Origin of the sequence: Streptosporangium sp. NPDC049078 (genome assembly GCF_040648855.1) — a bacterium.
In the GTDB taxonomy this organism is placed as follows: Bacteria; Actinomycetota; Actinomycetes; order Streptosporangiales; family Streptosporangiaceae; genus Streptosporangium.
Genome location: NZ_JBEZEL010000006.1, coordinates 161,585 through 182,752 on the forward strand (window position 1 = coordinate 161,585; position 21,168 = coordinate 182,752).

At 71.8% G+C, this 21,168-nt stretch carries 19 protein-coding genes; 11 read left to right on the top strand and 8 right to left on the bottom strand.

From position 1 onward, the window contains the following. Window positions 1–153 precede the first annotated feature (153 nt). Both AB0B90_RS11930 and AB0B90_RS11935 read right to left on the bottom strand, forming a co-directional pair. The gene (locus AB0B90_RS11930; protein WP_350948119.1) at window positions 154–828 is read right to left on the bottom strand and encodes a response regulator transcription factor; all 675 of its coding nucleotides are present in this window, start codon (window positions 826–828) and stop codon (window positions 154–156) included. Next, window positions 807–1,838, bottom strand: a complete 1,032-nt coding sequence (locus AB0B90_RS11935; RefSeq protein ID WP_362922354.1) for a histidine kinase — start codon at window positions 1,836–1,838, stop codon at window positions 807–809. The genes AB0B90_RS11930 and AB0B90_RS11935 overlap by 22 nt, the downstream gene beginning before the upstream one ends. A gap of 889 nt (window positions 1,839–2,727) precedes the next feature. Between AB0B90_RS11935 and AB0B90_RS11940 the strand changes: the two genes are divergently transcribed. Genes AB0B90_RS11940 through AB0B90_RS11980 form a run of 9 tightly spaced genes read left to right on the top strand, consistent with a single transcriptional unit; the run spans window position 2,728 to window position 10,184 of the window. Continuing rightward, complete coding sequence (locus AB0B90_RS11940) at window positions 2,728–3,240, top strand: SchA/CurD-like domain-containing protein (protein ID WP_362922356.1); 513 nt, start codon at window positions 2,728–2,730, stop codon at window positions 3,238–3,240. After that, window positions 3,237–3,983 carry an SDR family oxidoreductase gene (locus AB0B90_RS11945; RefSeq protein WP_362922358.1) on the top strand — a complete coding sequence of 249 codons (747 nt, stop codon included), beginning with the start codon at window positions 3,237–3,239 and terminating at the stop codon, window positions 3,981–3,983. Before AB0B90_RS11940 ends, AB0B90_RS11945 begins: the two co-directional genes overlap by 4 nt. After that, window positions 3,980–4,504: an antibiotic biosynthesis monooxygenase gene (locus AB0B90_RS11950; RefSeq protein ID WP_362922360.1), complete on the top strand. Its 525-nt coding sequence runs from the start codon at window positions 3,980–3,982 to the stop codon at window positions 4,502–4,504. Before AB0B90_RS11945 ends, AB0B90_RS11950 begins: the two co-directional genes overlap by 4 nt. Next, a complete protein-coding gene (locus AB0B90_RS11955; RefSeq protein ID WP_362922362.1) occupies window positions 4,501–5,721 on the top strand; it encodes an FAD-dependent monooxygenase in 1,221 nt (406 codons plus the stop codon). Before AB0B90_RS11950 ends, AB0B90_RS11955 begins: the two co-directional genes overlap by 4 nt. After that, a complete protein-coding gene (locus AB0B90_RS11960; RefSeq protein ID WP_362922364.1) occupies window positions 5,718–6,611 on the top strand; it encodes an SAM-dependent methyltransferase in 894 nt (297 codons plus the stop codon). The genes AB0B90_RS11955 and AB0B90_RS11960 overlap by 4 nt, the downstream gene beginning before the upstream one ends. After that, window positions 6,595–6,840, top strand: coding sequence for an acyl carrier protein (locus AB0B90_RS11965; RefSeq protein ID WP_350948126.1), 246 nt, complete (start codon window positions 6,595–6,597; stop codon window positions 6,838–6,840). The genes AB0B90_RS11960 and AB0B90_RS11965 overlap by 17 nt, the downstream gene beginning before the upstream one ends. A 31-nt stretch (window positions 6,841–6,871) precedes the next feature. Further along, window positions 6,872–7,708, top strand: a complete 837-nt coding sequence (locus AB0B90_RS11970) for a cupin domain-containing protein (RefSeq protein WP_362922366.1) — start codon at window positions 6,872–6,874, stop codon at window positions 7,706–7,708. Then, window positions 7,705–8,967: a beta-ketoacyl-[acyl-carrier-protein] synthase family protein gene (locus AB0B90_RS11975; RefSeq protein WP_362922368.1), complete on the top strand. Its 1,263-nt coding sequence runs from the start codon at window positions 7,705–7,707 to the stop codon at window positions 8,965–8,967. The genes AB0B90_RS11970 and AB0B90_RS11975 overlap by 4 nt, the downstream gene beginning before the upstream one ends. Next, on the top strand, window positions 8,964–10,184 hold the full coding sequence (locus tag AB0B90_RS11980; protein WP_362922370.1) for a beta-ketoacyl synthase N-terminal-like domain-containing protein: 1,221 nt from the start codon (window positions 8,964–8,966) through the stop codon (window positions 10,182–10,184). Before AB0B90_RS11975 ends, AB0B90_RS11980 begins: the two co-directional genes overlap by 4 nt. 72 nt (window positions 10,185–10,256) lie before the next feature. Here the strand turns inward: AB0B90_RS11980 and AB0B90_RS11985 are convergent, their stop codons facing one another. Next, entirely contained in the window at window positions 10,257–12,440 is a 2,184-nt protein-coding gene (locus AB0B90_RS11985; RefSeq protein ID WP_362922372.1) for an MMPL family transporter, read from the bottom strand. A gap of 121 nt (window positions 12,441–12,561) precedes the next feature. Here AB0B90_RS11985 and AB0B90_RS11990 point away from each other — a divergent pair, with 121 nt between their 5' ends. Both AB0B90_RS11990 and AB0B90_RS11995 read left to right on the top strand, forming a co-directional pair. Then, complete coding sequence (locus tag AB0B90_RS11990) at window positions 12,562–13,248, top strand: response regulator transcription factor (RefSeq protein ID WP_350948131.1); 687 nt, start codon at window positions 12,562–12,564, stop codon at window positions 13,246–13,248. Next, window positions 13,248–14,396, top strand: coding sequence for a HAMP domain-containing sensor histidine kinase (locus AB0B90_RS11995; RefSeq protein ID WP_362922374.1), 1,149 nt, complete (start codon window positions 13,248–13,250; stop codon window positions 14,394–14,396). The genes AB0B90_RS11990 and AB0B90_RS11995 overlap by 1 nt, the downstream gene beginning before the upstream one ends. Here AB0B90_RS11995 and AB0B90_RS12000 read toward each other — a convergent pair. From AB0B90_RS12000 to AB0B90_RS12020, 5 genes are read right to left on the bottom strand one after another with little or no spacing between them, the layout of a single operon-like run. Further along, on the bottom strand, window positions 14,365–14,676 hold the full coding sequence (locus AB0B90_RS12000; protein WP_350948133.1) for an AzlD domain-containing protein: 312 nt from the start codon (window positions 14,674–14,676) through the stop codon (window positions 14,365–14,367). The two genes, AB0B90_RS11995 and AB0B90_RS12000, sit on opposite strands and share 32 nt — an antisense overlap. After that, on the bottom strand, window positions 14,673–15,353 hold the full coding sequence (locus AB0B90_RS12005; RefSeq protein ID WP_350948134.1) for an AzlC family ABC transporter permease: 681 nt from the start codon (window positions 15,351–15,353) through the stop codon (window positions 14,673–14,675). Before AB0B90_RS12005 ends, AB0B90_RS12000 begins: the two co-directional genes overlap by 4 nt. Window positions 15,354–15,375: 22 nt before the next feature. After that, window positions 15,376–16,209 carry an AraC family transcriptional regulator gene (locus AB0B90_RS12010; protein ID WP_350948135.1) on the bottom strand — a complete coding sequence of 278 codons (834 nt, stop codon included), beginning with the start codon at window positions 16,207–16,209 and terminating at the stop codon, window positions 15,376–15,378. Beyond that, a complete protein-coding gene (locus tag AB0B90_RS12015; protein ID WP_362922377.1) occupies window positions 16,206–18,212 on the bottom strand; it encodes a protein kinase in 2,007 nt (668 codons plus the stop codon). Before AB0B90_RS12015 ends, AB0B90_RS12010 begins: the two co-directional genes overlap by 4 nt. A 46-nt stretch (window positions 18,213–18,258) precedes the next feature. After that, window positions 18,259–20,961, bottom strand: coding sequence for a protein kinase (locus AB0B90_RS12020; RefSeq protein ID WP_362922379.1), 2,703 nt, complete (start codon window positions 20,959–20,961; stop codon window positions 18,259–18,261). Window positions 20,962–21,168 lie beyond the last annotated feature (207 nt).

The window sequence follows — 21,168 nt, forward strand, 5'->3', positions numbered from 1 at the left end:
CTTCGGGACCTTCCTTCCGGCCCTCTTCCTGGCGCCTTTTCGGGTTTCTGGTGCTTTTGCGGGATCGAGCGGAAGGTGGTCTCGCGGTACGGGCGGACGCGAATGGGCCGCCCCCCGTGGGGGAGACGGCCGCCTTCGCGCGCCTGAGCCGTGTCAGCCCCGAGGGGTGGCCGCCACCAGGCCGTTCTCGTACGCGAAGATCACTATCTGGACCCGGTCGCGGACCCCGAGCTTCTGGTAGAGGTGCTGGACGTGCGACTTGATCGTGCTGTCGCCGAGCACGAGCGCGCGTGCGATCTCGTCGTTGCCGTAGCCACGTACGAGCAGGCGGAACACCTCCCGCTCCCGCTCGGTGAGCTGGTCGAGCACGGCGGTCGGCGCGGCCGAGAGCACCGGGCGCCTGGCGAACTCGTCGATGAGCTTTCGCGTCACCGAGGGCGAGAGCAGGGCGTCGCCCTCGGCGACCTCGCGCACGGCCTCCACCAGCCGGTCGGTGGGTGTGTGCTTGAGGATGAAGCCGCTGGCCCCGCTGCGCAGCGCCTCGAAGACGTGCTCGTCCTGGTCGTAGATGGTGAGGATCACGACCTTCGCGGGGTAGGCGGCACCCAGCTTGCAGATCTCCCTGGTGGCGGTGATGCCGTCCATGCGCGGCATGTTGATGTCCATCAGCACCACGTCCGGGCGGAGTGACTTGACCGACTGCACCGCCTGTAGCCCGTGCGGTGCCTCTCCGACCACGACGATGTCGGGCACCCCGTCGAAGACGGCGTGCAGGCCGCTGCGGATCAGCGGCTGGTCGTCGGCGATCAGGACGCGGATCTTCCGCATGGCTCGTCCTCTCTGGAGACGGCGGAGGTGACGGGGATGACGGCCCGGGTGGCGAACCCGCCCCCGGGCAGTGGCCCCGACTCCAGGTGGCCCCCCTGCTCCGCGACCCGCTCGGACAGGCCGGACAGTCCTGTGCCGCCCCGTTCGCCGGGAACCCGCCTGCCGGGAAAGGGCACGGGAGCGGCCACGGTCATCACACCGGGGCGTGTCTCGTTGACCACCGAGACGCTCAGCTCGTCACCGAAGCAGACGTCCAGGTGGACCGGGCCGGCGTTGTGCTTGAGCGCGTTCGTCAGTGCCTCCTGGGCGACGCGGAACGCGGTCTTGGCGACCTCGGGTGGCACGTGGCGCTCGTCGGCGATGTTGCGCAGCCGTACGGCCAGGTCGGGGAGAGGAAAGCGCCCGGCGAGCTCGGTCAGCCTGGTCGAGAGCGGCACCCCGTCGTCACCGCGTCGAGGCTCCTGCCGGATGAGCCCGCCTGAAGGCTCCTCCAGGGGGAGGCCACGCGACGGTTTCCTCCGGGAGAGGCGGAGTGGCGGCTCTCTTCGAGACGGACCACGCGGAGGCCGCTCCCATGCGGGATCTCCCAGCGGGTCCTTCCAGGGCGCCAGGTCGAGCCTCCCCCGTGGGAGAGACGGCTCGTGCCGCAGGGCGGCCAGTGTTTCCCGCAGGTCCTCCAGGGTCGCCTGGGCCGTCTCCTCGATGATCCGGGCCACCTGGTGTCCCGTCGTCGACGAGCCGGACAGCCGTCTGGCCTGGAGCGCGATGACGGTCAGGCCGTGACCCACGCCGTCGTGCAGGTTGCGGGCGATCCAGCGCCGCTCGCGGAGCATCGCGCCGGTCTCGCTCCCGGTCGGGATGGTCTGGGCCGAGGTGGTCTGGGTCGGTGTGATCCGGGCCTGGCGAGGATCGGTCGTCGCCGACACGGTGGCCAGGATCACGGCCGCCGTGGAGCACAACAGGTCGGTCCAGCTCAGCTCGGAGAGGAGATAGCCGAAGAAGTCGCTCACCGGACCCACCCCGTTGGGGTCCGTTGAGATCTCCGCTGGGATCGGCTGATCAGTGGATGTGAGAGGTGCTTGCATTTCTGGGTTGTTTTGCCCCGTCGTTCCCCCATGAAAGGTGAGCGTAGTCAGAAAAGGGAGCTATATCAAGCAAATTATATGGGCCGTCACAGGCTTCGTTAAGATTCTGTTCTCCGGGTAAGTGAAACGCCGATCGCGCGTCTGGAAATGTTCTCGGGCGGTCGTCGGGGAATTCGAGGCGCTCCTGTCGGCGGATACCGGCGACGGGCTCCGCATTCAAGCGATCTATGGGTTCTCACAGAGAGGTCTCGGAGGTTCTTAAGGTGCGCGGACCGAATCGCATTATGTGCGGTGACTTGATATGCGGGTAAAGTGGCGTGAATCGTGACAACGAGGCATTGTGGTGATGATGTTTTGAATTAAAAGGCGAGGCGGTTTAAGTGCTGGGCGCAATGGCACCATCGCCTCCGCGCCTCTCGCCTCCGCGCCCCTCACCCCTCGATCCCCACGCCCGTGTCCTGGACCTCGGTGTCTCCGTCTCCTCGCTCCGACCTCTGTCGATGCCCTGGCCCTCCCGGTCTCCCGCGCCTTCATGCTCCCGTGCGCCTGCCCTGTGCCTTCGGCCCCGTGTCCCCGATTCCGTGGCCAGGGTGCCCGTGCTCCGGGGTGTTCCGCGGGGCAGGGGGCGGCGGGCTCCCGCACCGGAGGCCGGAAAACACCGCGGTGAGGGGACGCCTGCTCCCACCCATGGCGGAGAGGACCCCACCGAGGGGGGAACGACGGGTTCGGTCACGCGGTGGAAGACAGCCGGGCCCGCCGCGAACAGGCTGGTTCCAGAAGGCGGCGGACGGCTGCCACCGGCCAAGGGAGACCGATGCGGCGCTACGCGATCACTTTCCAGATCAGGCCCGGCACGGAGGCGGCGGTGCGGAAACTCCTGTCGGAGTACGCTCCCCCGGATTGGGAGACCTCCGACGGGACGCGTCTGCTCAGTACGTCGATCTTCATGCACGGCACCACGGTCGTCCGTGTCATCGAGATCGACGGCGATCTGCCGAGTGTGATGGCCCACCTGTCCAGGCAGCCGGGCATTCAGCGACTGGAACGCGAGCTGGACGCCTACCTCGCGGTCCCGCGCGACATGAGTGACCCGGAGGGAGTGCGCGCCTTCTTCGCGTCGGCGCTCATGGACCACGTGACCACCCGCGTCGCCGGGCCGGCCAGGAGCGAGCCTGTCCAGGCAGAGCCCGTACAGGCAGAGGCCGTCCAGGTTGAGGCGGTACGAGGGGAATCGGGCAGAGCTGAGCCGGCTGAGCCCTTCCGAGCTGAGCCCTTCCGAGCTGATCCGGTTCGAGGGGAGCCGGTTCGAGTGGAGCCGGTTCGATGAGCGCCCCGGCCTTCCTGATCACCGGGGCGACCGGGCAGCTCGCCGAGTCCGTGATCGAGCTGCTCGGCGGCCGGGGCGACCGGCTGCTGCTCACCGGCCGCGACAAGGACCGCCTCGACGGGCTGCGGCGACGGCACGGGGTCGTCGGACGGATCGAGACGCTGGCCACGGACGTCTTCGATCCCGAAGGCGCCCGTCTCGCCGCCGAGGAGGCGATCAGGCGTTTCGGCCGCCTCGACGGGCTGGTCCACCTGGTCGGCGGCTTCCGGGCGGGACCGCTCTTCCTGACGGACATCGGGGTCTACGAGCGGATGCTGCGCGACAACTTCCTGTCGGCGGTGATCGCCACTCAGGCGGTCCTGCCGTACCTGGGCGAGGGGGCGCGGCTGGTCTACTTCAGCACCCCGCTCGCCGGTGAGCCGCTGCCCGCGCTGTCGGCCTACACCGCCGCGAAGGCTGCCCTGGTCGCCTGGGTCCGTTCCATCGCGCACGAGGTGAAGCGGAGCGGCATCCATGCCAACACGGTCGTCATGACCGTGGCGGACACACCGGACAAGCGCCGGGAACGGCCCGGGATGAACTTCGACCACACCGTCACCCCCGAGCTGGTCGCCAGGGTCGTGGGGTTCCTCACCTGCGAGGAGTCGGACGGCCTGTACGGCAGCTGCGTCCCGGTGCTGGGCCGGTTCGAGTTCACCTCCGAGCTGGGCGGACCGCCGCCCGGTGCGGGAGGTCCCCGATGAGGGCCAGGATCGTCTTCCTGATCAGGGTGCCCGACGAGCGGCGAGAGGACTTCCTGGCCGCCTACGAGAAGATCCGCTACCAGGTGTCCGCAGGTGTCCCCGGCCACCTGAGGGACCAGGTCTGCCAGTCGGCCACCGACCCCGAGCAGTGGCTCATCACCAGTGAGTGGCGCGAACTGGCCGACTTCCTCACCTGGGAGGCGACCGAGGAACACCGCGAACTCGTCGGGCCCATGCGCGAGTGCATGACCGAGGCCCGTTCCCTGCGCTTTCTGATCCGCGAGGAGACGGGGGCGGCCTTAACGTCCCCCGAGGGGACGGCGGCCGTACCGCTTCCCGAGGGGACGGCGGCGGCCGTACCGCTCCCGGAGGGGACGGAGGACGGCCATGCCGTCCCCGGAGGAGCGCCGCCCGCCGGGGGGACGGCGGTGGTCGTGTCACTCCCTGAGGAGGCGGCCGTGCCGTCCGCGGGGAAGGCGAAGGCCGTCGTGGCCGCCGCCGTCGCGCGGGAGCCGTCGTGAGGGTGGCCGTCGTCGGGGGCGGCATCGGCGGGCTGAGCGCGGCGCTGGCGCTGCGGGCCGCGGGAGCCGAGGTCACCGTGTACGAACGCGTCACCGAACCGCGTGCCGCGCGGGCGGGACACGGCCTGGTGCTCTGGCACAACGCCGTACTGGCACTGCGCGCGCTCGGTGTGGGGCCCGAGGTCGAGAAGATCGGTCACGAGCTTCACCGGCATCGCTTTCTGGACGCGCGTGGCAGAAGGATCGCGGAGTGGTCGATGGCGCGCATGGCGGGGCGTCTCGGCGCCCCCGTCTACGGCGTCGGCCGCCCCCACCTGCACGCGCTCCTCGCCGACCGGGTGGGGGACGACCTCGTGACCGGCTTCCGGTTCACCGGTTTCACCGCGACCGGGGACGGCGTCGTCGTCCGGTTCGGCGAGGGCCGCGAGGAGCGGGCGGACCTGCTCGTCGGCGCGGACGGGCTGCGCTCGGCCGTACGCGCCGCACTGCTCCCCGGCGACCCTCCGCCCCGATACGCCGGGTTCACCGCCTTCCAGGGGGTGATCAGGCTGCCCGGCTCCGGGATGCCCGAGCACACCTTCCTCAGCACGTGGGGCCGAGGCCGGTGGTTCGTCTGCTACCGGCTCTCCGACGACCACGTCTACTGGGACGGGGTGCTGGGCGACCGGGTCGCGCCGCGGCTCGGCGAGAGCCCTCTCGGCCTGCTGGCCGCGGAGTTCGACGGCTGGCCCGACCCGATTCCCGGCCTGATCGCCGCCACCGGGGCCGACGACGTCACCCCGGTGCACGTCTTCGACCGTCCTCCGCTGCGGCGCTGGAGCCACGGCCGGGTGACGCTGCTGGGGGACGCGGCTCATCCGATGACGTTCAACCTCGGCCAGGGGGCCGGACAGGCGATCGAGGACGCGCTCGTCCTGGGCGAGGAGCTCGCGGGCGGCGACGTTCCGGCGGCACTCGCCGCCTACGAGGCCCGCAGGGTGGAACGCACCACCCGGATGGTCCGGCGGTCGCGGGCCAACGGCGAGCTCACCCGCTGGCGGCACCCGATCGCCTGCGCGGCACGCGACGCGTTCATGCGCCTGACGTTCGACCGGCTGGTGTACCGCGAGACGTACCGGCTCACCATGGCCGTCGACTTCACCGGAGACGCGGACGCCATCGGAGCCGGGAGGTCCGCCGGCGACGGGGACCTCACGGCGGAGGGGAGTGAGACGTGACCAGACTCGCGGGGAAGCCCGGGCCGCCCACGGGCGTGAGCCGCACCGCGGTGGTGATCACCCAGGCGCGGGAGGCGGAGAGCGCGCGGCCCGACCGGCTCTTCGACGATCCGCTCGCGGGCCCGCTCGCCGACGCGGCCGGGCGGATCACCGGGATCAGCGAGGCGGGCCGGCACGCGGCCGAGCACTTCGTCCTGCGCACCCGCTTCTTCGACGACCGGCTGCGCGAGGCCGCGGAGGCGGGCCTGCGGCAGGTGGCCCTGCTCGCCGCCGGCCTGGACACCCGTGCCTTCCGGCTGAAATGGCCAGAAGGCACCCGCCTGTTCGAGGTCGACCTGCCGGACCTGATCTCCTTCAAGGAGAAGGCGCTCGCCGACCAGGGGGCCCGGCCCGCCTGCGATCGCGCGGTCGTCCCCGCCGACCTGCGCGAGGACTGGCCGTCGGCGCTGCTGTCCGCGGGCCTCGATCCGGACGCGCCGACCGCCTGGCTGATCGAGGGCGTGCTGATGTACCTCACGCCTGCCGAGGCGGGGCGTGTGGTCGGCCGGGTCTCCGAGCTGTCGCCCCCCGGGAGCAGGCTCGCCGTCGAGCACGTCAACAAGGCGTACGCCGAACTGCCGCAGATGCGGCCCGCGATGGGCAGGCTCGCCTCCACCCGGGCCGCCTGGCGGTCGGCCGTCGAAGACCCGACCGCATGGCTGGCCCGGTACGGGTGGCGTGCCACGGTGACCCACCAGGCCGACCTCGCCCGGGCGATGGGCCGTCCCGTCCCGGTGATGGCGGATCCCCGGACGGTCGGCTCGGCCCGGATCTGGCTGGTGGACGCCCTGCGAGACGAAGAAGGACACCGACCGACGACAGGAGCCGATGACGATGCCGTTCACCGATGAGAACGTACGCGAACTGCTGCTCTGTGTGGGCCTGGACCCCGCGGCCGGGGACGAGGCCCTGGAACTCACCTTCGACGCGCTGGACCTCGACTCCCTGGCCAGGGTGGAGATCGCCACCCGCATCCAGGACCGGTTCGGCGTGGACGTGGAGGAGGAGCTGACGGCCCAGACCACGCCGTCCCTGATGAGAGAACTCGTGACCGAGCGGCTGGCGGCGACGGGCGCCTGACCGGTGTCTTCTGAGGAGGCGAACGCACATCATGATCGGACACACCGACAAAACGATCGAGATCGACGCTCCCATCGGATTCGTCTGGGACCTGACGAACGACGTCCGGGCCTGGCCGGAGCTCTTCTCCGAGTACGCCAAGGTGGAGGTCCTCACCGAGTCGGACGACTCGGTGACCTTCCGGCTCACCATGCACCCCGACGAGCTGGACCGCGTCTGGTCCTGGGTGTCGGAGCGCTCCTGGGACCGCGACACCTGGACGGTGAGGGCGCGCCGGGTGGAGACCGGGCCGTTCGAGTTCATGAACATCACCTGGGTCTACGAGGAGCTCGGCCCCGACCGTACCCGCATGCGCTGGGTGCAGGACTTCCACATGAGGCCCGAGGCGCCGGTCGACACCCGGGAGATGACCGGCCGCATCAACGCCGGCTCCGCGGTCCAGATGTCGTTGATCAAGGAGAAGGTGGAGAGACGCCGCCGGCGCGTCGTGGGGTTTCACGACGTGCCGTCCAACACCAGGCGCGGCGGCGACCTGCGCACCCTGGTCTCCCCGGCGACCTGCGGTTCCTCGTCGGGCTTCTGCGGGGCCGTGCGCCTGGCGCCCGGCGAGGGCGTCTGTGAGCACTACCATCCCTACTCCGAGGAGTACGTGTTCGTCGCGACCGGGACGCTCAGGGTGGACCTCGACGGTGAGCCGCTCACCGTCGGCGCCGAGCAGGCGCTGCTCATCCCCCGCGAGGTGAGGCACCGCCTCACCAACGTCGGCGACGACGACGCGCTCGTGGTCTTCCAGCTCAGCCCGCTCGCCCCGAGGCCCGAACTCGGGCACGTGGACACCGAGCCCTGTCCGGAGGCGGTGGGAAGGTGAGACGGGTCGTCGTCACCGGCATCGGGGTGATCGCCCCGGGCGGGGTGGGCCGGGAGCGGTTCTGGAACCGGATCGTGGACGGCAGACCGGCCGTCCGCCGGGTCACCGCCTTCGACCCGTCCCCGTTCCGCTCCCAGATCGCGGCCGAGGTCGACTTCGACCCGGCCGCCCACGGTCTCACCGCGCGTGAGGTCCGGCGCATGGATCGCTTCGTCCAGCTCGCCGTCGCCTGCGCCGACGAGGCGGTGACCGACTCCGGCCTCGACCTCGGCGCGGCCGATCCCGAGCGGGCCGGGGTGAGCCTCGGCTCGGCGGTCGGGGCCACCATCACCCTGGAGGAGGAGTACGTGGTCGCGAGCGACCGCGGCAAGGACTGGGAGGTGGATCACCGCCACCTGAAGCCGTTCGTTCACCAGGCGCTGGTGCCCTCCAGCGCGGCGGCCGAGCTGGCGGTCCGGTTCGGCCTGAACGGCCCGGCCGCCGTCGTCTCGACCGGCTGCACCTCCGGCATCGACGCCATCGGCCGGGCGTACCGGCTCGTCCAGGACGGTGAGGCGGACATGATGCTCGCGGGGGCGTCGGACGCGCCGATCTCCCCGATCACCGTGGCGTGCTTCGACGCCATCCGCGCGACCAGCCCGGACAACGCCGAACCGGAGACGGCCTCGCGGCCATTCGACGCCGGGCGCAAGGGCTTCGTCCTCGGTGAGGGCGCGGCGGTGCTGGTGGTGGAGGAGTTGGAGCACGCCCGGCGGCGCGGTGCCCGGGTGTACTGCGAGATCACCGGCTACGCCGCGCGGGCCAACGGCTTCCACATGACCGGGCTGCGGCCCGACGGCCTGGAACTGGGCAGGGCGATCGGCCACGCGCTCGACCAGGCGAGACTCAACCCCGAGGACATCGGCTATGTCAACGCCCACGGGTCGGGGACCAGGCAGAACGACCGGCACGAGACGGCCGCCTACAAACGGAGTCTCGGCGAGCACGCCCGGCGGGTGCCGATCAGCTCGATCAAGTCGGTGATCGGCCACTCGCTCGGTGCGATCGGCTCGATCGAGATGGCGGCCTGCGCCCTGGTCCTGCAGCGGGGCGTGATCCCGCCCACGGCCAACCTGACCGTCCCCGACCCCGAGTGCGACCTGGACTACACGCCCCTGGTCGCGCGGGAGGTGACCGCCGGGCACGCGCTCTCCGCGGGCAGCGGCTTCGGCGGGTTCCAGTCCGCGATGATCTTCTCTGAGCCGGGGGCGGCCCGATGAGCGACCGCAGGGCGGTGATCACCGGGCTCGGCGTGGTCGCCCCGACGGGTGTCGGCGCGGCCGGGCACTGGAAGGGGTCCCTGTCCGGGCGGAGCCGGATCGGCCCGGTGACGTCGTTCGACGCCTCGGGGTCACCGGTCAGGCTGGCGGGGGAGGTCACCGGTTTCGACGAGCGCGAGTTCGTCGACAGCAAGCTGCTGGTGCAGACCGACCGGTGGACCTGGTTCGCCCTCGCCGCCACCCGGCTCGCCCTGGCCGACGCCGCCCTCGACCCCGCCAAAGAGGATCCGTTCGACCTGTCGGTGGTGACCGCCGCCGCCTCGGGAGGAAACGCCTTCGGTCAGCGGGAGATCCAGGCGCTGTGGCGGAAGGGGCCACGAGCGGTGAGCGCCTACCAGTCCATCGGCTGGTTCTACGCCGCGAGCACCGGCCAGCTGTCCATCGCTCACCGGCTCAAGGGCGCCTGCGGGGTGCTGGTCGCGGACGCGGCGGGGGCGATCGACGCGCTCGCCGAGGCGGCACGGCTGATCCGCGCGGGTACCGAGGTCGTCGTGACCGGGGGCACCGAGGCGCCGCTGTCGCCGTACGCGCTCGCCTGCCAGGCCGGTGAGGCGACGGTGAACCGCTCGGCCGACCCCGACGCGGCCTACCGGCCCTTCGCGCCCGACGCGGCCGGGCATGTTCCCGGTGAGGGAGGCGCGATCCTCGTCGTGGAGGACCGGCACAGCGCCTTCGGCCGGGGCGCCCCGACCGTCTACGCCGAGATCGCCGGGACCGCCTCCACCCACGACGCCCACCACGTGAGCGACCCGGCCCCCGACCACCGTCAGTACGCCAGGGCGATGCGCGAGGCGATCGCCCGCGCCGGGCTCGGCGTGGACGACGTCGGCGTGGTCTTCGCGGACGGGGCGGGAGACGTGGTCAGGGACTCCCTTGAGGTGGCGGCGCTGCGGGAGGTGTTCGGGGATCGTCGCGTGCCGGTGACGGTGCCCAAGACGATGACCGGCCGCCTGTGCTCAGGCGGTGCGGCCCTCGACCTCGCCTGGGCGGCTATGACGCTGACCGAAGGGGTGATCCCGCCGACCGTCGGCACCGTCGCTCCCGAGGGCGTGGACCTGGTCACCGAGCCCAGGGAGGTGGAAGGGCTCTCGTCCGCGCTGGTCGTGGCCCGAGGCTCGGGCGGCTTCAACTCCGCGGCGGTGCTGACCGCCGTCTGACGGCCCGAAAAAGGGAAAACGTGAACGGCCACCGTCTTCGCAGACGGTGGCCGTTGCGTTGTCCGGCCGCTCCTAGACAGGTTCCGGGATTCGGGTGGGCTCGGGGTTCTCCCACCTCAACGGCGAGGGCTCCACCCGCAGGATCCGGGCGGCCCAGACGGGCAGCCACCAGTTCCACCGGCCCATCATCGCGACCACGGCCGGGACCAGGACGCCGCGGATGAGGGTGGCGTCCAGGAAGACGCCGAGGGCCAGACCGCTCGCGAACACCTTCACGTCCAGCTCGGGGGTCATGGCGAGCGCCGCGAAGGAGACGAACAGGATCAGCGCCGCCGAGGTGACCAGCCGGCCGGTGCGGCCCACCCCCTCGATCACCGCCTGCTCCGTGCTGCCGGACCTGTCGTACTCCTCGCGCATCCTGGCCAGGATGAACACCTCGTAGTCCATGCTCAGGCCGTACAGGAAGGCGAAGATGACGAGCGGCACGAACTCGCCGATCGAGCCGGTCGGCTGGATGTCCAGCAGCTCCCTGGTTCCCCAGCCGAACTGCCACAGCACCACCATCGCGCCGATCACCGCGCCCAGCGAGAGCAGGTTGAGCGCGATCGCCTTCAGCGGCAGCAGCAGCGAGCGGAACGCCCGCGCCAGCATGACGAAGGTGACCAGCGCGATCAGGCCGAGCATCCAGGGGAACGCCCCGTAGGCGTGCTCCTGGAAGTCCATGCTCTGCGCCGCGTTGCCGCCGACGCGCGCGGTGACCGGCACCGCCTCGCGCACCCGGGTGATGGTCGCCTCGCCGGCCTCGGTGCCGTTCTCCGAGATCGGAAGCACGGTGATGACGGCGGTGCCCTCGCGGCGCCAGGACGGGTCGTCGGGGGCGAGCACCGTGGACACGCCCTCCACGTTCCTGATCCGTTCGGCGGCCTGGGCGGGGTCGCCGCTCACCAGGACGTCGAACGGGGTGATCGAGCCCGCGGGGACGCCCGCCTGGCGCAGCGCGGACAGTCCCTCGGCACCGGGGCCGGTGGTCAGCAGGTTCCCGCTCGCGGGCAGGCCGAGGTTGACGCTCAGCGCGGTCACCGTCAGCGCCGTCAGCAGCCCGCCGGTGAGCAGGGCGGCGAGCAGGCGCATCCGCACCACGCCGCGGGCCCACGCCGACCAGGCCCGTCCGGCTCGCGCCTCGCGCCGGAAGGGAGCCCCGTCCCGGCCCGCGCGGGTGCGCCTGCGGTCGAGTCGCCGGCCGGTCAGGGCGAGCAGCACCGGCAGCACGGTGAGTGTGGTGGCCACGCTCGTCGCCGCGATGATCATCCCGGCGAGGCCGAGGCTGCGCAGGAACGGCACCGGCAGCACCACCATGGTCACCAGGCCGACCGCGACCGCCGCGCCGCTGAACAGCACCGCCCGTCCCGCGCCCGCCATGGCCCGGTGCACGGCCTCGTCGCCGCAGTGCCCGTTCGCCCGCTCCTCCCGCCAGCGGGCCACCAGCAGCAGCGAGTAGTCGATCGCGATGCCCAGGCCGAGCAGGGGCATCGTGGTGAGGGCCACGTCGTGCACGGTCATCACCAGCGTGAGCAGCAGGATCACGACGAACGACAGGAAGATGGACAGGACCGAGATGAGGAGCGGTACGAAGGCGAGTGCCGAGCGGAACACCAGCAGCAGGACCACCACCGCGGCGAGCACGCCGACACCGATCTTGGTGGGCACGTCCACCCCGCCCGCGTCCACGCTCGGCGCGAGGGCGTCCAGGCCCGTCACGTGCACGCTCGTGCCCGCCGGCAGCACCGGGGTCATCGCCCTGACGATGACCGGGCTCTCGTCCGGTGTCTCCCCGAGGCCCCCGCCCGGAGGGCTGCCGTCGGAGTAGGTGCCGGGGAAGACGAGTCCGAACGTGGTCCGGCCGTCGGTGCCGATCAGCCGGGGATCGCCGGTGCTCGCGTAGGAGACCACGCGGGCCTTGGGCAGTTCGGCGGAGACGGCGGCGAAGGCGCGGCCGAGGATCTCCCTGTTGTCTTCGGCCCGCATTCCCTCAGGAAGCACGACAACTGGAACAAATGGCCGCTGATAGCCACCATTCCCATAGATTCTGACTATTTCCTGGTTGGCCTCGAAGGCGGGCATTCCGGGATGCGAATATTCCTCGGAGAGCCGCTGGATCGCGATCGGCGTCGCGCCCAGGCCCACCAGGAATCCCAGCACGGTCAGCAGGGCGACCAGTCCCTTGCGCCGCAGTACGAAAACCGAGATTCTCTCCATGGCCTCCAGTGCAACAAAATGATCTTCAATGGTTGTGTGCCCGCCCTTAGAGCGGCATGTGAATCACTCTTCACAGAGTTTTCTATGGTCTTTTCAAGATCTTCCGAGTGAAACTTGTCGGGTGAACCGAATACTGGTCGTAGACGACGAGCCCTACCTCGCCGACCTCGTCGCAACCGCGCTCCGCTACGAGGGGTTCGAGACGGCGATCGCGGGGACGGGGGCCGCGGCGGTGTCGCTCGCCGAGACCTTCGGTCCCGACCTGATCGTGCTGGACGTGATGCTGCCCGACGTGCTCGGCACCGAGGTCTGCCACCGGATCAGGTCGAAGGGCTCCGAGGTGCCCGTGGTCTTCCTCACCGCCCTCGACGCCACGGAGGACAAGATCGGCGGGCTCACCGTGGGAGGTGACGACTACGTCACCAAACCGTTCAGCCTGGAGGAGCTGATCGCGAGGATCCGCGCCGTGCTGCGCAGGACCAGGCGGGCCGGCGCCGAGGAGGGCAGGGTGACCTTCGCCGACCTCGTCATCGAGGAGGACGCCCACGAGGTGTGGCGCGACGGCCGGCGCGTCGACCTCACCCCGACGGAGTTCAAGCTGCTGCGCTTCCTGGCGGCCAACGCCGGCAAGGTCGTCTCCAAACGGCAGATCCTCGACCACGTGTGGGAGTACGACTTCGGCGGCAACGACGGAGTCGTGCAGACCTACATCAGCTACCTGCGCCGCAAGGTCGACGCGTCGCATCCCCCGCTCATCCACACCGTGCCCAGGGTGGGATACGTCCTGCGCCTGCCGAGGGAGGACTGATGTCGCTGCGGACCCGCCTCGTGCTCACCGTCGTGGGCCTGGTCGCGCTCGCGCTCGGGATGGCGGCGGGGGCGACGTTCGGCGCGCTGCAGGACTGGCGTGGTCACGGCGGCGCCAGGCTGCTCGTCCTGCCCACCCCCGAGGCGCTCATGGCCGCCTCCGACGAGCTGGTCAAACGCGTCGCCCTCGTCATGATCGGCTCCTCGGCGTTCGCGCTCGTCTGCCTGACCCTGCTCGCCACCCACCTGATCCGCCGAGGACTGCGCCCGCTGGACCGCATCGTCGAGACCGCGGCGGCGATCGGCGAAGGCAACCTGGATCGCCGCATCGAGGCGGCGCCCATCACCGGGGAGGTGGGCCGCCTCGGCCACGCGCTCAACCAGATGCTCGCCCAGATCGAGGAGGCGTTCCGCGAGAGGGAGGCGTCGGAGGACCGGCTGCGCCGCTTCGTCGCCGACGCCTCCCACGAGCTGCGCACCCCGATCGCCTCCATCCGCGGTTACGCCGAGCTGTTCCGGCGCGGCGCGGACACCCGGCCGGAGGACCTGGCCAAGGCGATGCGCAGGATCGAGGCCGAGGCCACCCGGATGGGCTCCCTGGTCGACGAGATGCTGCTGCTGGCCCGCCTCGATCAAGGCCGCCCTCTGGAGCGCGCCCCGGTGGAGCTCACCGAGCTCGCCGCCGACGCGGTCGCCGACACCCTCGCCATCGAACCGCTCAGGCCGCTCTCACTGGAGTGCGAGGGCCGTGTCGAGGTGCCGGGCGACGCCGCCAGGATCCGCCAGATCGTCGGCAACCTACTGGCCAACGTGCTCAACCACACCCCCGAGGGGACGGCGGCGGTCGTCAGGATCCGGACGGACGACGAGTACGCCGTGGTCGAGGTGGCCGACGACGGACCCGGCCTCGCCGAGGAGCAGGGCGCCCTGGTCTTCGAGCGCTTCCACCGGGCCGGTCATCCCCGCGACGGCGCCCGCCAGGGGGGCGCGGGCCTCGGGCTCTCCATCGTCGCCGCCGTCGCCGCCGCGCACGGCGGCGACGTCACGGTGACCTCCCGCCCCGGCGCCGGCGCCACCTTCCGGGTACGGTTCCCGCGCGGCACGGACGACCTCGACCTCAGCTCAGGACGTGGCGCAGCGCGGCGGTGACGAGGGCGGCCGCGGCGAGGACCACCAGGAACGGGGCGCGCAGCAGCAGCGCCACGACGGCGGCACCCATCCCCGCGGTGCGCGGCCAGTCGAGGTGCAGCGCCTGCCCCTCGCCGAAGGTCTGCACCGCGATCAACGCCGCCAGCAGGGCCACCGGGACGAGCGTCGCGAAACGCTGCACCCCCGGGTGGTCGAGGACGCGGCGCGGCGCCGACAGCCCGGCGAGCTTGAGCGCGTAACAGGCGGCGCAGGTGATGACGACGGCCCACCAGATGGTCACTTGGGTCTCCTCAGGATCACCGCGAGCACGGCCACGGACGCGAGCAGCACGGGCACGCCCGGCGGGGTGAAAGGGGTCGCGGCCAGCGCGACCGCCGCGCCGCCGCACGCGATCAGGCGCAGCGCGCGGGCCTCGGCGCCGCTCCCGGTGAGCCGGGGCCACAGGATGGCGAGGAAGGCCGCGGGACCGACGACGTCCAGGCCGAACGCCGAGGGGTCGGCCACCCACGAGGTGCCCAGCGCGCCGAGGAGGGTGGTGGCGTTCCAGGTCAGGTAGAGGCTGACGAAGGTGACGAAGAACGCCGTCCTGGCCGACTCCTCGTCCGGCTGGGCGAGGGCGACCGCCGTCGTCTCGTCGATCACTCCCTGGGCCGTCAGCGGCCTGCGCCATCCCCGGACGCCGAGCACCCCGGCCATGCGCAGGCCGTACAGGCTGTTGCGGGCGCCGAGCAGCATCGCACCGGCCGTGCCCGCGACCAGGTTGCCGCCGCCCGCGACGACGCCGACCAGGGCGAACTGCGAGGCGCCGGTGAAGGCGAACAGGCTCAGCACGCACGCCTGCGCGACGCTGAGCCCCGCGGTGACCGCCGCGGCGCCGAAGGCCACCCCTGACAGTCCGACGGCGATCCCCACGCCCAGTCCGTCCCTGATCGCGGAGGAACGAGTGGTTGTTTCCATGGGAGGCGAGCCTAGGTTCGGGTCACGTTCCGGTCTTGTACGTTCCTGCGCGCTGGTACGCGGCCGGTGGCACGCCCACCGTCCGCTTGAAATGCCTGCTCAGATGGGCCTGATCGGTGAATCCCACATCCCCGGCGACCTGGGCGGGAGGTGTGCCCGCCTGGAGCAGCCGCCGGGCCCGGATGATCCTCAGCGTGTTCAGATAGGCGTGCGGAGGCAGTCCCGTCGCGGCCTTGAAAGCCCGGATCAGGACGAAGGGCCCGGTGCCCACCGCCCGCGCCAGGTCCTCGATCGTGGGCGGATCGACGAGCCGCTCGTGCAGGATCTCCCGGGCCCGGCGCACCGCCGGGTCGTCGTTCCAGCGCGGCGCCTCCGGAGGGCGGCGGGCGGCGTGGTGGCTGAGCAGGGCGGCGAAGGCCGTGCGGGCCAGCGTCGAGGAGGCGAGATCGTCACCACCCTCCGCGGCGTCGTGCGCGGCCCGCAGCAGCGCGACGGTGGGCCGGTGGTAGGTGACGGTCTCGGGGAAGCAGGGGGTGCCGTGCCCGGCCATCAGCTCGGCGGCGATCCCGGAGACGAACTCGACCGGGGGATACAGCACCCGGTAGGACCAGCCGCCGGGGACGCCCGCGTGGCCGTCATGCACCTCATCGGGGTTGAGCATGCTCAGGCTGCCCGGCCCCACGCGGTGGACGGTGCCCCGGTAGGCGAACTCCTCCACTCCGGACAGCACCAGCGCGATCGCGTAACTCTCGTGCGCGTGCGGCGGGAAGCGGTGGGTCACGTACCTGGCCTTGAGGAGGTCCACCCCGGGCAGGGCCGGGGTGCGCCAGAAACGCGCGCTCTCCGGGCCGCTCATGGCCGGAAGGTTCTGGTGAACACGGCGAAGTACGAACCGGACCGCGCGGTGTCCGGCCTCTCCCAGTAGATCGCGTACGGTTTGTCGTCGCGGGTGCGAAATCCCCGGTCCAGGACGCGGGTGCGGACCCCGTTCTTGAGGTAGGTGAACTCCCAGTCGGCGGCCGGCACGCCCTGGTACGTCAGCGCGGTGATGCCGACCCGCCGGTAGCCCGGCCAGACGTTCTCGGCGACCGCGGCCCGCTCCACCTTCTCCCAGTGCCTTACCGGGTCCTTCTCCGGATCCTCGGTCGACTCGATCCACAGGAGGCCACCGCTCGCGCCGGGGGCGCGGAACTCCACCCGGTCACGGCCGGAGAACCGCTTGACCTGCCAGTTTCCGGGCACCGCGATGGAGAAGCCCATCGGGTCGAGGTGCAGCCGCCAGCCCGAGGGGATGATCCTGGACGGACGCGGCGTCGCCGTCGGGGTCGCATCCCGGGTGGGGGTCGCCTCGGGCGACGCGGCGGGGGTGGGATCGGTGATCGGGGCCGTGACGCCGGCCCGGCCGCCCGTGTCGACCGGGGTACCGGGATTCCTCAGGACCAGCCACGTGCCGACCCCGACCGTCACCGCGAGCGCGGGCACCCCGGCCAGGAGGGCCAGGCGTCGCGCCCCGGTCCGCCGCGCGGGCGCGGCCCCCGTGTCGGTGGGCTGCTCCCGCCTCGTCCAGGGCTCCGCGAGGGAGGGTTCCGAGCCGTACGCCCGCTGCCCGGGATGCGCCTGCTGAGACTGCTCCCGGTGCGCGTACACGTGCTGCTCGGGGTGCGTGTACGGCTCGGAAGGCGCGTACGAGGAGTGGTCGGGATGTGTGTGGGGCTGCGCGTACGGCGGCTGCTCGGGCCGGGTGTGAGCCACCGGGGGGCGGGACTGTTCGGGCTGAGGGCCCCCCGTCGGGTAGGGGGAGTGCTCGGGGTGGGTGCGGGCCACCGGGGGGAAGTGCTCGGGGGGCGGGGGTGCGGACGGGTGGCGAGGCTGCCCGGAACCGCCAGGGGAATTCCCGTACGTCGGCCGCCACGCGTCCTGAAGCGGTGACGGGCCGGTGCGCGGCGGGTCGGTCTGGAAGCCGGGCGAGCCGTACGCCCGCTGCCCCGAGTGCGGCGCCTGCCCGGAGAGCGGCCCGGGGGAGACCGGGGAGCCGGGGGAGCCAGGGGAGCCGGGGGAGGCGGCGCGGCCGAGCAGAGCCTCGGCCTGGTCGGGGACCATCCGGGCGGCGGGATCCCTGGCCATGAGGCCGAGGATCGCCGTCGACAGAGGGCCGGAATGGCTCATGGGACTCGGCTCGCCGTGCAGGACCGCCATCATGGTGGCGGCGGCCGTGGCCCGCTCGAACGGTGGGCGGCCCTCCAGCGCGGCGTACAACGTCGCCCCCAGCGACCACAGGTCCGACTCGGGGGTGGCGGGCATCCCGTGCAGCCGCTCGGGAGGCAGGAAGGCGGGGGTGCCGACCATCGCGCCCGTACGGGTGATACCGGTCTCCTGCGTCATGGAGGCGATGCCGAAGTCGGTCAGCACCACCCGGCCGTCGTCGGCGAGCAGCACGTTCTCCGGCTTGACGTCGCGGTGCAGCACCCCCGCGGCGTGCGCGGCCCGCAGCGCGCCCAGCACGTGCAGCCCGACCGAGGCGACCCGCTCCGGCGGGAGCGGTCCGCCCGAACGGACGATCTCACCCAGCGACCGGGACCGGACCAGCTGCATGACGATCCAGGGCCGCCCGTCCTCCTCGACCACGTCGTGCACGATGATCACGGAGGGATGGTCGAGGCGCCCCGCGGTCCTCGCCTCGCGGATGGTCCGCCGGTTCAGGTCGGTACGCGCGGCCTCGTCGACCCCCCGGTAGCGGACCTCCTTGACGGCCACCACCCGGTCGAGGAGCTCGTCGTGGGCACGCCAGACGATGCCCATGCCGCCCTCGCCGATGTGTTCGAGCAGCCTGTAGCGGCCCGCCACCCTGCTTTCCGCCATCCCCCGCCCTCCCAGAATCACTCACCGCAGGCGGTGGGGCTCCCGCTCACTTTTTGGAGGAGAAGGTCGCGGTGAACCCCTCGAAGAGGTGGAAGTTCTTCTTCCAGTCCTTGGCCAGGGTATGCCAGTAAATGGCGTACCCCCGGCCGCCCTTGGTGACGAACCCCCTGTTGATCACGCGGGCCTTGCCCGAGTTGGTGTTCCAGGTGAACTCCCAGTCGGAGGCCTTCACCATGTACTTGACGTTCTCGATCCGGATCCGGTCGTAGCCGTTGAACGTGCTTCTGACGTTCGGTTCGTAGTTGAGCCAGTCCTGCTTGGGGTCGGGATTCGCCTTGTCGACGTACTCGACCATCACGTAGCTCACCCGATCGGGCCCGCGGAACCACACCTGCTGGCCGGGCCGCTTGTCCACGCCCCACCCCTTGGGCAGGCCGATCGAGAAGCCGTTGCTGTCCTTGTGCATCCGCCAGCCGGAGGGAAGGGAGGACTTCTTCTCCGTCTTGGTGGGACTCGGGCTGGAGGAGGGGGACTCGGAAGGATCCTCGGACGGCGACGTCTCAGGACTCGGCGAGCCCTCGGAGGTCGCCTCGGCGCCGCCACTCGGAGCCTCAGACGCGCTGGACGCGCTCGGATCACCCGGCCTGGCCTGGGGGGTCTCGTCGCCGCCACTGCGCATGCCGAGCCAGCCGGCGATCCCGCCGACGATCAGCAGCGCGGGCACGAGCACGAGCAGCCCTCGCTTCACCGGAGAGACGCCCGAACTCCGGGAGATGAGTGTGTCGCCCCCGTCGTCGTGGCTCCCGTTGTCGTGGCCCCCGTAGGCGGGGGGCTCCTCCCTCGGAGCGGGCTCGGACCTGGACGCGGAGGCGGGCTCCTGCTCCGGGACCGGCCCTCGCCCCACAGGTGGGAAGGGGTTGGGCCGCGAGACGGGTTTGCGCCCCGCCGATCCCGGCTTCGCGACCGGCGGGGCGTCCTCGCGGTCCGTCTCGGGGCCGGTGGACCTGCTCCCGGCGGGGAGGTCGGGCTCGGAGGGGGCCGCGTCAGGCTTCGTCTCGCGTACCCGCGTGACATCGGCCTCGGGCTTGGGGGTGGGTTCGGTCTTCTGGCCGATGGTGGGTCTCGGCTTGGGAGCGAACCTGGCCAGGATCGGAGGCGCGGCCTCGGCGGCCGCCGAGGGCGCCGGGGTGGGTTCGGTCTTCCGCGTCGGTTCGGGCCCGGGGGTGGGTTCGGTCTTCGCGCCGACGGTGGGCTTCGGCTTGGGGGCGAACCTGGCCAGGATCGGAGGCGCGGCCTCGTCGGCGGGTGTGGCCCCGGTGACAGGCGCGGAGGGCGGGGTGGGTTCGGGCCCGGGGGTGGGTTCGGTCTTCGCGCCGACGGCGGGCTTCGGTTTCGGGGCGAACCTGGCCAGGATCGGGGGCGCACCCTCGGACGCGGCCTCGGCGGCGGAGGACAGCGGGGGAGCGGGGGTGGCCTTGCCGGTTGGACGCTTCGCCTTCGAGTCCGCTCCCGCCTCGGGAGCCCGCGCACCCGCTCCGGCGTCCGGGCCGGGGGAGTCCGCCGCGGCCTCGGGAGCCTGCCCGCCCTGCGCGGTCTTCTTCGGCGCCGCCTTCGCCTTCTCCGCGGAACCGGCCGCCGGAGCGGACGGGGGAACGTCGGGGGCGGGGGTGGGCGTCGGCCGTACGGCTTCTGCGGGCGTCCTGGCTGGGTTCTTGGCTGGGTTCTTGGACGGAGGCTTCCGCGGCTCCTCGCCGCGCGCGGGCGGGGCGGACGCCTCCTCCTTGGCACCCGAGGGTTCCGAGGGTACGGAGTCCAGCTTGGCGCCCGTCTCGGGGACGGCACCCGGCTGGAAGCGGGCCCCGGGATCGGTGTCGTCCCCCGCGTTCACGGCCGGCATGACGGCGGTCCTGGGAGGCCGGACCCGGTCGCCCTCGGCCACCCGGCGCAGCAGCCGCTCGGCCTCCTTGTAGGGCATGCGCAGCGCCGGATCCTTGCGGAGCAGCCCTTCCAGGACGGGGGCGAGCGGCCCGGCGTGCACCGGAGGCTCGGGCTCGTCGTTCAGGATCGCGTGCATGGTCGGCAGCGCCCCGCCCCTGTCGTGCGGGGGCTTGCCCTCGACGGCGGCGTACAGGGTCGCGCCGAGCGACCACAGGTCGGACTCGCGCTGCGCGGCGCCGCCCTTGATGCGCTCCGGCGGGATGAACGCGGGCGTGCCCGCGATGCCGGTCATGGTGAGGGCGGTCTCGGCCTCGAGCGTGGCGATGCCGAAGTCGGTCAGCACCACCCGGCCGTCGTCGGCGAGCAGTACGTTCTCCGGCTTGACGTCGCGGTGCAGCACTCCCTGGGCGTGGGCGGCGCGCAACGCCTCGAGCAGCTTGAGACCGATCTCCGCGACCCGTCGAGGCGGCAGCGGCCCGTCCTGGCGCATCACCTTGCCGAGGGAACGCGACTCCACCAGCTGCATGACGATCCAGGGACGCCCGTCCTCCTCGACGACGTCGTGGACGACGACCACGTTCGGGTGCGTCAGACGCCCTGCGGCGCGAGCCTCGCGCTTGGTGCGCCGGTTGAAGTCCTCCTGGTTGTCCTCGCCGAGCATGTCGGCGTAGCGGACCTCCTTGATCGCGACCTCACGGTCGAGGAGCTCGTCGTGGGCCCGCCACACGATGCCCATGCCACCTCGGCCGATGGCTTCGAGCAGCTGGTATCGGGAGGCGACTCGCCGTCCCGCGGGCTGTGCTTCGGCCATCAACCGGCTACCTCCTTCTGAACCCCCGAATACTCTCATAGCCCAGTAAAGTGATCGACTCACACGCCGCAGAAAAGTCCACGCCTTGAGATGCGCTGTCCAGTACGTGGCGGATGCCGGGAAGATGACCTAAGGTTGAGCCCATGACCTGCCACTTCGCGTTCATCGTGCCGGCTCAGGAGAGCCGGCCGTGACAGTCGGGAACTA